Source organism: Amycolatopsis sp. (assembly GCF_025464955.1).
Classification (GTDB): Bacteria; Actinomycetota; Actinomycetes; order Mycobacteriales; family Pseudonocardiaceae; genus Amycolatopsis.
In genome coordinates, this window is sequence record NZ_JAODNM010000171.1 from 1 (window position 1) to 6,920 (window position 6,920).

Annotated in this window: 7 protein-coding genes and 1 pseudogene; 5 read left to right on the forward strand and 3 right to left on the reverse strand. The window is 65.0% G+C overall.

What is annotated here, in order from left to right; genetic code table 11:
- Positions 1–173: 173 nt before the first annotated feature.
- The gene (locus JWQ81_RS43085) at positions 174–545 is read left to right on the forward strand and encodes a hypothetical protein (RefSeq protein ID WP_297551346.1); all 372 of its coding nucleotides are present in this window, start codon (positions 174–176) and stop codon (positions 543–545) included.
- Between the two features lie 133 nt (positions 546–678).
- Here the strand turns inward: JWQ81_RS43085 and JWQ81_RS43090 are convergent, their stop codons facing one another.
- The gene (locus tag JWQ81_RS43090; protein WP_297551349.1) at positions 679–1,221 is read right to left on the reverse strand and encodes a hypothetical protein; all 543 of its coding nucleotides are present in this window, start codon (positions 1,219–1,221) and stop codon (positions 679–681) included.
- Between the two features lie 233 nt (positions 1,222–1,454).
- Here JWQ81_RS43090 and JWQ81_RS43095 point away from each other — a divergent pair, with 233 nt between their 5' ends.
- Positions 1,455–3,473, forward strand: coding sequence for an NB-ARC domain-containing protein (locus JWQ81_RS43095; protein WP_297551351.1), 2,019 nt, complete (start codon positions 1,455–1,457; stop codon positions 3,471–3,473).
- Here JWQ81_RS43095 and JWQ81_RS43100 read toward each other — a convergent pair.
- Complete coding sequence (locus tag JWQ81_RS43100; RefSeq protein ID WP_297551353.1) at positions 3,463–4,332, reverse strand: hypothetical protein; 870 nt, start codon at positions 4,330–4,332, stop codon at positions 3,463–3,465. The genes JWQ81_RS43095 and JWQ81_RS43100 overlap by 11 nt on opposite strands.
- 993 nt (positions 4,333–5,325) lie before the next feature.
- On the opposite strand from JWQ81_RS43100, the gene JWQ81_RS43105 reads away from it, so the two are divergent.
- The 3 genes from JWQ81_RS43105 (at position 5,326) to JWQ81_RS43115 (ending at position 6,582) form a co-directional block, all read left to right on the forward strand.
- Positions 5,326–5,808 (forward strand): hypothetical protein, encoded by a 483-nt coding sequence (locus JWQ81_RS43105; RefSeq protein WP_297551355.1) that lies wholly within the window; start codon positions 5,326–5,328, stop codon positions 5,806–5,808.
- Positions 5,809–5,985: 177 nt separating this feature from the next.
- Positions 5,986–6,219 (forward strand): hypothetical protein, encoded by a 234-nt coding sequence (locus JWQ81_RS43110; protein ID WP_297551357.1) that lies wholly within the window; start codon positions 5,986–5,988, stop codon positions 6,217–6,219.
- Between the two features lie 48 nt (positions 6,220–6,267).
- On the forward strand, positions 6,268–6,582 hold the full coding sequence (locus tag JWQ81_RS43115; RefSeq protein ID WP_297551359.1) for a hypothetical protein: 315 nt from the start codon (positions 6,268–6,270) through the stop codon (positions 6,580–6,582).
- A 123-nt stretch (positions 6,583–6,705) separates the two neighbouring features.
- Here JWQ81_RS43115 and JWQ81_RS43120 read toward each other — a convergent pair.
- Positions 6,706–6,920 (reverse strand): annotated as a pseudogene (locus JWQ81_RS43120) (IS256 family transposase); the annotation flags it as partial.

The window sequence follows — 6,920 nt, forward strand, 5'->3', positions numbered from 1 at the left end:
GATGTCGCACATCGGATCCGCTGCTCGACGTGGCGCAGACGTCACCAATACCGCGCCCAACAGAGCCACTACCAGCGACAATCGACCCACGAACCATGACCATCACGAACTACGGCTGGAGTACTAGAGCCTGATGTGCTGAAACTGTCGGTGCCGCTCGGTAGCCTGGCCCCATGGCGACCCAGGACCCGGCGGAGGACTCCGCGGCACACCTCAAGAGGGAGATGGCGATCCTCACGGCCGAGTTCGCCACCGAGCAGGCCCTTGAACGGCTGCGGCGCGCGGTGAAGGTTGGCCGTACTGCCGACATTGTCGAGTGCGCGAACTACGCGGCCGACGCCGTGACCGAACTGGCAGGCGTCGTGCCGGCATTGGTCGATGCGGACACGTCGGCGGAGATCAGCAAGGGGCTTGCGGGATGCCGCGCGGCATTGGAGCGGGCCGAGCAGGCTGAGGACCCCGAGGGCGTGCTGGGCATGGGCGAACTGCTGGGCGACGCCGTGGCGAACTTCGCCAGTTTTCTGAAGCGGGACGTGTCCCGGTAGGTGATGGCAAGCCCGCCCGGGGGAGCTGCGTGCCGGAACCGGGTGGACGATGGTCGTGATCCAACTTCGCGACCGGGTGCTTACTGGAGTTGTTGTCGTAAGAACGTGGCGCGAAAGACGGCCGTGGCGGCGATCATGGGTCGAGTTGCGTCGCGCCTTCGTGGGCTTCAGCGTTGATCGAGTCGATCGCGAACTGTAACGCCCACCCCATGCTGGCACCGCCCAGATCACCGAGCGGGTCACCGTCGCCCTCGTGGTCGCGCGACAGGCTCCTCCATAGCCTCACTACGGGATCGTCAAGGATATGCCAGCTATTCGGGTCCGGCAGGAGGTGACCGGCCTCCTGCAGGACTCTCGCGATGGCTCGCTGAAGTGGCTGGTCGTAGGCCTTCGCTGGGGAGTTGTGCACGGTCAACCACGTAAGTAATTGTTGGGTGTCAACGGAGCGAGGGTCGGCATCGATCTCGATGGACACGACGTACCGCAGGATGGCCTGCCCCTTAAAACACAGCTCTTGTGCTCCGTATCGGTAGCGGCTCTCCTCTTGCCAGTTCGCCGTCGCGTCGGAAGCGCCGGCGACGGCTGCTTTCCACCGCCCGACGTCTGTATCCGTGACGCGACTGGCGTACTGGAGCAAGGTGCCGCCCATCGGGTAGATTTCGATCCCCGTCGTCATGTCCACGACGGTATACTCCCAGGTCAAAGAACTTTCGCGGGCCCCGTTAACTCTCGCAGGTGCATCCCGTGGACCAGCCCCGCTGCGACGCCACTGCCCGTCGAGTCTCGCCACCGATTCATGCTGGTCACCGCGATTCGCAGGTCACCAACCGTGCGGTAGTCGTCACAACGGGGTGCCAGGGTGCGCTAGGGTGATCACGCTGATGTGCCGGGCGTGGGGTGGGAGTTGTTGTGGACGTCGTTCGGGGGCCTCGTCGTGCGGTGCCGTTCTACAACCGTGTCGGTGTGCGGCGTGAGATGCGGAAAGTGCTGCATGCCCGCCGTGCGGAACGACGCCCGTGTCTGCTCTACGTCCACGGCCCCGATGGCGTGGGCCGATCGACGCTGGCCAGCGAATTCTTCCACGAGGATCCGGCGGCGTTCGGCAGTCTCTGCATCGAGGTCACCGCCCGTCAGCCTAATGGCAGGCTCGTCTCCCAAGGGGAGATGCTGGGCCAGGTGCTACGTGGCCTCGGGCAGGGCGACTCGGAGCAGGAGGCCTCCGACGCCGCGCGAATTGACGCCTATCGACGGTTGAGTGCGGGGAAGACGTTCCTGCTGATCGTCACGGACGTCGCGAACGCCGACCAGGTGCGCAACCTCATCCCGAACGCCGCGCCGGACGCCGCGGTCGTGGTCATCACCCGTGCCAACCTTCGTGATCTGCTGACGTTGGACTTCATTGACATCGCGCTGAAGAAACTCCCTCAGGCGGAGTCCCGCGAGTTGTTGGCCGATTGTCTCAAGGAGTCAGCGGAGAAGGTTGATGCGAAGACCTTGCATGCTCTCGCGGATCTGTGCGGCGGGTTTCCGTTGCACCTCCGTATCCTGGGTTCGCGGATCAAGGGACGACCTCATGCCGCGCCGCGCTACCTCGCCGAACTCCTCGCCTCGGACACCGCTTTGTTGCAGATGGACCCCAGCCAGCGGACAGCCCGGTTTCTCGACTTCACCTACGACGTCATACCGAAACCACTAAAAGAGGCCTACCGCTGGCTGTCACTGCTTCCTGGGCCCGACTTCAGCGCCGCGGCCGCCGCTGTCGCAGTGAACTGTGGCCTCGGTGACGTCGAAGGACTGCTCGAAGCCCTCGACGATGCCAACCTGCTGATCTTCGACGCCCGCACGCAGCGGTACTCCTTCCACGACGTCATCCGAGCCGACGCCCGCGCCCGGGTGGAAAAACTTGACGGCCCCGACTTCATCTTCCTCACCACCGCGCGGATCGTGAGCTGGTACCTCGACGAGGCCGTCCCGCGCGACGCCGCGCTCTCGGACCGCTGGCGCATCGGACCGGTCTTTGCCACGTTCGCCGCAGCGGGACGTCCACCGATCCCGCGCGGCGAGGCCAACGTTTGGTTCGCGGCGGAATGGCCGGCGCTGGTGGCGTGCGTCGCCGCCGCCCAGCGAGTGGGCCGGCACGACCTCGGCTGGCAGATGTGCGTCGCGATGTTCAAGTACCTGCACCAAAACGGGCACTACGACGCCTGGCTCGACAGCCACAGCCAAGGTCTGGAATGCGCTCAGGCGGTCGGGCACGTCGAAGGGATCATGCAGGTCAGCTCGCAGCGTGGCGCCGCGTATCTCGCCCTGGGGCACTGGCACAGCGCGCGCGAGGACTTCTCCGTCTCTCTGGACGGGGCCATCACGTCGGGCAACCCGCTGGGAGAGCAGAGCGCCCAGGAGTGGCTGGGGAAGACCTCCGCGAAGGAGGGCAAGCCCGACGAGGCTTTCCTCCGCTATGCCGCCTCCATCGCGGTGATTGATCGCGTCGGTGACGCGATACCCGCCAACCAGCAGGTGCGGATGCGGGCACTGCTGAGTCTGCAGTACGCCCGCGGCTGGCTCGATCTGGGACAGTGGGCCGCAGCCATAGCGCATGTCACGGACGCGCTGGTGTATTTCGATGACTGCACCGGGGAGCTCGAAAACCGCGCGAAGTGCCTCCACGTACTCGGGCAAGCCCACCTCGGAGCGGGAACCCACGTTCCCGCAGGTTCGGCGTTCGAGCAGGCTGCTGACCTCTTTGCCGAGGATGGCCTGCGCCGGCCCCTCGCGCACGCGCTGCTGTGGTTGGGCGACACACATGTTGAGCTTCAGCACAAGGCCGCCGCCCGGGGGGCCTACCGGCGCTCGCTGGGGCTGTTCGTCGATCTCGGTGACGCTATGGCCGATGTGGTGGCGTCCCGGATCGGGGGGATCACGCCGTAGACACCGAGGTGTCGACGACGTCGAGGTCGAGGTCGTGGTGGCCCAGTGCGACACGGAGTGTGGCGGGCAGGGTTGACCATTTCCGGCCTCTCGCCAGCCACCCGTGGATCACCGATACGCAGGCGATGAAGTCCGCCTCGGTCGTCGGGGCGTCCCGCACGATGAGCGACACCGCGTGCCCGTCTCGGTGGGTAACTTCCCAGCGGGCGTCTCTGGTCGCAGTGACGACTAGCTGGCAGGTCGGGCGGTCACGAAAGATGTCCTCGACGCGGTTCTTCTTCTCACTGGCTGTACTGGCGGGTGGGTCGAGGATGACGATCGCCGCGGTGCTGTAGAGGTCGCGTCGGGGATGGCTGCTGGCGACCACCAGGTGGCGGTTGACGGTGTTGGGTGCTGCGTCGCGGTGTGCGACGACATCGGCGGGCCATCGGTTCAGCCGGACGTCCTGATCGCCGGACCAGCGTGTTTCGGCCCACCACGCGCGCACGGGTTCACGGTGTGGGAGCAGCTCGGCTGCCGGGAACTGGGGGACGAGCGCCGCACGGTCGGGTTCGGGTAGGTCCATCAGCTGATAGAACACGGTGCGCAGGAGCTGGGCAGATTGTCCGGGGGCGGACGTCGTCAGGTCTCGGACGGCTGCGAACCGGTCAGCGGCCGGCTGGGCTAGAGCTGCGTTGACCTGGGGGCCCAATGGTTGCCGGCAATCCAGGTAGTCAGCTGTCCTGCCCACAGCGTCGATGGCCGAACCTGCCACCACGTCGTCGGCCGCGAACGTCGCGAGCATCGTCGGGATTCCTGCCGCAGCGGCATACCCGGTAACCGCTCCGTGGTCACCGACGCAGACGTCAGCGGCTAGCACGGCTTGTTGCCACCCTTGGTCGGGTGGAATGAGCCGTAGGCCTGCTCGTAGGCAGTCGCCAAGCCATAGGTGAATTTGGGCAGGGCCGTGGGCGAACCACGTATTGGGATGAAGTATGGCGACGACGATGCGATCGTCAATGTGTAGTTCGGCAAGCAATTCGGAAATGAGGTCCGGGTGCTGTCCGAACAGTGAGTCGTTTCCCCATGTGGATGACACTGCGATGATCGACGTGTCGTCGCGCGCTCCGAGTGCTGCTCGGTAGTTGGCTCGTTGGTCTGCGCTGACGAGGAGACGATCGAAACAGGGATCCCCTACCACCGCTGCCGAGCTCAGTGCTTGCGGCACTTCCTGTGCCAGGCGCGAGTACTGCTCGTCATGCGACAGCGCGATCACATCGGGAACTACGGCACCATCGCGAACCAGCCACTGAGGGGAGAGGCCGTACGTTGACCGGTTTCCGGTTTCCGGTTTCCGGTTTCCGGTTTCCGGTTGAGTATTTAGTGTACCCCATTCCATGCGACAAGATAACCAATGGTGCTGCGATTTCGTGCAGGTTCCCACTATGGTGTACCGACAACGCGAGGTCGAACTCTGTCACGATGGCCTGCGCCCAGGGCATCACCACAGCACCGTGAGCGCGCAGGTATCCCTCCACGTCTGCTGTGACGGCGGACGCCGCGGGGTAGGAGAAGATCAGCTGAACGCGCCTGTCCGCGTCGAACACCGGCAGGATGTCAGCGAGCCGGTTCACCGCGGTGATCGAGTGGACGACGACCAGCACCGACCGCTCGGGGGACACGGTTCGCCAGCGCGGACCGTGAGGGCCGAGCGGCACCTTGAGCCAACCAGGGGTGGACACGAACTCGCTCCCGCAGACGACTGGACAGCGCAACACTACCGCTCCGGGTTCGTCTGTTCAGGTGATGAACACGACTTTCCCGACGTCCTCGGTCCCGCCGGAGCGCCGGGGTGCTCGGTACGGTGACCTCCATGAACCCGATCTGGCTGACGATCGTCCTCGCGGTGCTGAGCCCGGTAAGCGCGCTGGCGGGCACTTGGATCGCCGGGGTCCGCACGTACCGTCTCGCCCGTCTCACCGTCGACACCGGGCGGGAGGATAGCAACCACAAAAGCCGCGAGGACGCGTACAAGAAATTCGTCGTCGCCGCCCGCGCCATCGGGCCGGCGGCTCGGGCAACCACTGATGGTGGCGACACCGACGCCGAGCCCGCACTGGCGGCCTTTCGCGACGCAGGCGCCGGCATCGACCTGTGTTCGCCTGAGCTCGCTGACGGACCGTTGCCGACCGTCCTGGACGCAGGAGAACGCCTTCTCCGGCTGGCGCTCAGCGAACCTCGCGGCAGCGCGGGCCTTGTGGAGGCGGAACACGACTACAACGAGGCGCTGCGCCAGTTCCGTGAGTTGATGCGTGCGGACTTGGCGGTATGGAGTAACTCCGAACGCCGGGTCTGATCGACGACCTGCCTGTCTGCCACGGATTCGCCTTCTGGCCGGCATGCCATCATGTGTTGGTCCGTTTCGGTGGACCGCTGCGGGACCCGGGGCGGCGTCGAAAGTGGGCGCGCTGGACCGATGAGTCGGGTGCTGAATACTGTGGCTATGGAGATGTCGGAGGTGGAGCGCTGCTTCATGGCGGTACCTCGCCATACCGAGGCCATCATGGCGTCGTGGCGCGCAGGGCAGTTCGACGAGGACGTCTACAACCGCGCGCTGATAGCGATGGGAGAGGAAGGGCACACTGGGTTTGTGCTCATCACCTGGGCCCGGCTGATCTCCTGCGCCTACGTCAGCAACGAGGAACTGTTCCGAGACTTCCGGCAGGATGAGTCGCTAGACCCTGCCATCGCCAGCCGCGGAGTGTAGCTCGTCGAGACTGCCCGCACCGCACGCGTTGATCAACTCCTACCCCTGATGGTCGAGATCTCGGACGAACTCGGGCCGGACAAGATCCAATCCCTGATCTTCATGGTGGCGTGGATCACCAAGCACCTCCTGGACCTGACCGGCGGTTACAGGTACTTGGAGGAGGTCATCGCCACCGTCGAACCGTCCGCACGTGCTCTGGACGCCATGATCACCGCCGAGCTCCTCGCGTTCGCGCTGGCTGTCCTCTCGCTCGGGCACCATGAACCAGCCCGGACCTGTTTAGGGGCGTTGCTATCTGTCACTACTCTCGGTGAGGTGCTCAAGGTCCTGGTCGCCCCCCTCTCTGTCAGGCTGGTGTGAGACACAGGATCAGTTGAGTCTTCTGTGGAATTCGTAGGGCGAAGACGGGATTTTTGGGACTGTGACGTTGAGTGCTGCTGATCTGCGCCGGAGCTATTGTCAATACCTGTGGATCAAGATCTTTTAGGCGGCTGATGGTGGGGCGTGCTCCTCGGGCCGTTCGACCAGCTTCCCGTTGACGAAGTGGGCTCCGGTGCGGACGAGCGCGACTAGGTGGGGTGCGTTGACAGCGCGCCATCGGTCTTGTGCAGCTTCGATGAGCTTGAAGGCCATCGCCAGACCGGCGGCCTTGGAACCTGGCCCCTTCGTGACTTTCGTCCGGTGCCGCACGGTTGAGA